The 3362-nt window shown below is 55.8% G+C and carries 3 protein-coding genes; 1 reads left to right on the top strand and 2 read right to left on the bottom strand.

What is annotated here, in order from left to right; all coding sequences use genetic code 11:
* Nucleotides 1-160 precede the first annotated feature (160 nt).
* Together HMPREF9453_RS10370 and HMPREF9453_RS10365 are read right to left on the bottom strand one after the other, a co-directional pair.
* A complete protein-coding gene (locus HMPREF9453_RS10370; RefSeq protein ID WP_008860517.1) occupies nt 161-670 on the bottom strand; it encodes a flavodoxin family protein in 510 nt (169 codons plus the stop codon).
* 177 nt (nt 671-847) lie between these two features.
* Nucleotides 848-2089, bottom strand: coding sequence for a DNA polymerase IV (locus tag HMPREF9453_RS10365; RefSeq protein ID WP_232217356.1), 1242 nt, complete (start codon nt 2087-2089; stop codon nt 848-850).
* 79 nt (nt 2090-2168) lie between these two features.
* Here HMPREF9453_RS10365 and HMPREF9453_RS10360 point away from each other — a divergent pair, with 79 nt between their 5' ends.
* Nucleotides 2169-3287 carry a M20/M25/M40 family metallo-hydrolase gene (locus HMPREF9453_RS10360; RefSeq protein WP_232217355.1) on the top strand — a complete coding sequence of 373 codons (1119 nt, stop codon included), beginning with the start codon at nt 2169-2171 and terminating at the stop codon, nt 3285-3287.
* The last annotated feature ends 75 nt before the right edge of the window (nt 3288-3362 follow it).

Genomic DNA, 3362 nt, shown 5'->3' with positions numbered 1-3362 from the left:
GGCCGAAGGCCCTCAACCCATCCGGGAGGCGTCAGCCGGTCCCGGATAGAACCCTTGGGGCCCAGGGCGTCAGCCCGGCGGCCCCATCAACCCTCAGCCCCGAAAGGGGCTGTCAACCTTCGGGAATACAGCTTAGCGCCGCTCATGCAGCACTACCTCCTCAGCACCCCGCCTTTTCCACCATTTCCAGAGCCCAAGCGGCAGCCTTCTGGAAATCTTCCTCATTGGGATGCTTTTCCGCTTCCCTGAGACGGGCCAGCCTTTCCGGCGTCATGGGATGCACTTTTTCCGCATGTTCGCTCCGTTTCCCGATATGGAAGGAATGAACCCGTCCCTGGCAGATGAAGGTGCCAAGGCAGGTGCTGTCCTTTGGAAGAAGGGCGGCAGCATTAGCCAGATAGTCCCTGGCCGCCGGTGAATCGGGATAGGTGCCGGCGGTGCCATAGATGGCCACTTTGTGATTGTGAAGGGAAGAGAGGATCCTCCTTGCCGCCATGTCGGCGCCCCGACGGAATCCCCAGAAGCCTACGAATACGAGATCATAGCCGGCCGTATCCTTTTCCCGGCCTTCTTCGACTATCTCTTTGTCTCCCGGAAGGGCATCATAAATAGCCTGTGCCACAGCCTTCGTATTTCCTGTACGGGATGACCATAATACCAATGTTTTCATAGCAGTTCCTCCTCTGCTTTTAAAAAGAATATAATATTTCCCTTTCTTTATCATACTCAATGCAGAGGATTTCTGTCAAAAACCCAGAAGCTATGGATACGTGGGTTCGTGAGCCGGTAGGCTGGGAAATGGCTGGCAGCGGGCAGCGGGCAGCGGTTAGCGGATAGCGGATAGCGGTCATTTCTTTTCTTCCAGCCAGAAGCCTTTCTGCAGGGCTTTTCTGCCGAAGCGGGCCTGGATTTCGTCCATGGCAGCAGCGGCCCGGTTCCTTTTATCCCGGTCTTCGGAAAAGAGGGAGGCCATGGACAGCGGCGGCCCCAGGCGGGAGGCGGTGACGCCGATGAGCCGCACTCCTTCGGTGAGAGGAATTTTTTGGAGGAGGGTCATGGCATGATGGTAGATTTCCTCCTGCAGGCTGGTGCCTTCTTCAAAGGAAAGGGTCCTTGTCACCGTGCGGAAGGAGGCAAACCGTATTTTCAAAGTCACCGTCCTGGCCATGAGTCCCTGCTTTCTGAGCCTCTGGGCCACAATGTCGCTGTGGATGGCGATTTCCCTGTCTATGACAGAGGGATCGGTAATGTCCTTTTCATAGGTCGATTCATCGCCTATGGATTTGATTTCCCGCTCCGCTTCCACCGGACGATCGTCTACGCCGAAGGAAAGACGCTTCAGAAGGCCTCCCTGATTCCCCAGAACAGATGCCAGCGCTTCCACGGAGACATCCTGGATATCCCCTATGGTCCGAAAACCTGCCTTCACCAGGCGGCCTTCCGTCACCTTTCCCACGCCCCAGAGCCGGCGCACCGGCAGGGGCCGGAGGATGTCCTTTTCCTTCCCGTAGGGAATGATGAAAAGGCCGTCGGGCTTATCCATGTCGCTGGCCATTTTAGCCAGGAATTTGTTGGGCGCAATGCCTACAGAAGCCACCAGTTCCGTTTCCTTCAGGATTTCCTTCTTGATAGCCCGCCCTATGGCACCCAGGGTGGGATACTGGCTTCCCATGGCCGATATGTCCAGAAAGGCTTCATCCAGGGAAATGGGCTCGTAGGCTTCGGCGTAGTGGAGCATGATTTCATGGATGCGATGAGACGTTTCCTTGTACACCTGAAATCTGGGCTCTGCGAAAATGCCAAAGGGGCAGAGCTCCCGGGCTTTGGAAACGGGCATGGCCGAATGGACGCCGTACTTCCTGGCCTCGTAGGAAGCCGTAGCCACCACGCCCCGCCGGCTTCTGCCACCCACAATCACCGGCTTCCCTTTCCATTCCGGATGGTCCCGCTGCTCCACCGACGCAAAAAAGGCGTCCATATCCACATGCATGATCCATCTTCTCATGATACCGCCTCCTTTCTCATCCTTTCCTTCATCATAGGAGAGCTGCATCCATCCGTCAAGATGGACTCTTTTCCCCCTCTTCATTATAATAGGAAACAGGGCATGGCCCTTTCTATATGAAATTGTAAGCAAAGAGGTGCTTTCTATGGTCAATGAAGAACGAATGAGAAAAACATTTACAGACCTGGTGAAAATATACGCCCCCAGCAAGGGGGAGCGGGAGGTCTGCGACTACCTGAAAAAGGAGCTGAAGAAACTGGGCGCTTCCCGTATCGTGGAAGATAATGACGGTTCCATTAACGGAGGAAACTCCGGCAACCTCATCGCCACTTTCAACGGAAACGCAGAAGGCCTTCCTTCCATTGCCCTTACCGGCCACATGGACTGCGTGGAGTGCTGCCGAAACATTGAACCGGTCCTGAAGGATGGCGTTTTCCGCTCCAAAGGAAATACCATCTTAGGCGGCGATGACAAAGCCGGCGTCACCGCCATCCTGGAAGGTCTTCACCTGATGAAGGAAACCTATATCCCCCACGGAAAGATTACAGTCATTTTCACGGTGCAGGAAGAAATCGGCCTCTTCGGTTCCCGGAATATTGAAAAAGAATACATCCAGGACATCGACTTCGGCTACACCCTGGACGCCGACGGCCCTGCAGGCTCCGTCTTCAACGCCGGTCCTTCCGAATACACCCTGGACTTCATCTGCCACGGCGTAGCTGCCCACGCCGGCATGTGCCCTGAAAAGGGAACCAGTGCCATCGCCATGGCAGGTCTGGCCATCGCCGCCTGCCCCAATGGACGGATTGATGAAGAAACCACCTGCAACCTGGGCACCATCGAAGGCGGCACAGCTGTCAACATCGTCCCTGACCGCTGCGCTGTTCACGGAGAAGCCAGAAGCCGCAGCACGGAAAAGCTGGAAAAGGTGGTTTCCCAGATGGAAAACGCCTTCCGTAAGGCTGCTGACAAATTCCCCGAAGGCTCTCTGGAAATCAAGAAGGAAAAGGCCTACGATGCCTTTCTGGTCAAAGAATCGGACCCGGCCCTGCGCCTCTTCAAAGGCGCCTGCAGCGCTGCCGGCTTCCCGGTCAAGGTGGCTCCCAGCGGCGGCGGCAGCGACGCCAACTGGTTCGGCACCAAAGGCTTCCCCTCTGTGCTGGTAGGAGTAGGCATGACCGATTTCCATACCAATAAGGAAAACCTGAAGGAAAAGGATCTCTATGACGCCGGAGAACTGGTATACCGCATTATTGAAGCGGAAAGCCACTTCGGGAAATAGAGAGCTAGTGAGGCAATACGGCGCTTGGCTGTATTCCCGAAGGTTGACAGCCCCTTCGGGGCTGAGGGTTGAGCC

It is taken from the genome of Dialister succinatiphilus YIT 11850 (assembly GCF_000242435.1).
GTDB classification, from domain to species: domain Bacteria; phylum Bacillota; class Negativicutes; order Veillonellales; family Dialisteraceae; genus Dialister; species Dialister succinatiphilus.
This window is presented reverse-complemented; position numbering and strand designations above follow the sequence as displayed.

Excerpts from the sequence above, each read along its gene's own strand:
- HMPREF9453_RS10370 (WP_008860517.1), bottom strand. The coding sequence starts at position 670 with ATGAAAACATTGGTATTATGGTCATCCCGTACAGGAAATACGAAGGCT.
- HMPREF9453_RS10365 (WP_232217356.1), bottom strand. The coding sequence starts at position 2,089 with ATGAAGAGGGGGAAAAGAGTCCATCTTGACGGATGGATGCAGCTCTCC.
- HMPREF9453_RS10360 (WP_232217355.1), top strand. The coding sequence starts at position 2,169 with ATGAGAAAAACATTTACAGACCTGGTGAAAATATACGCCCCCAGCAAG.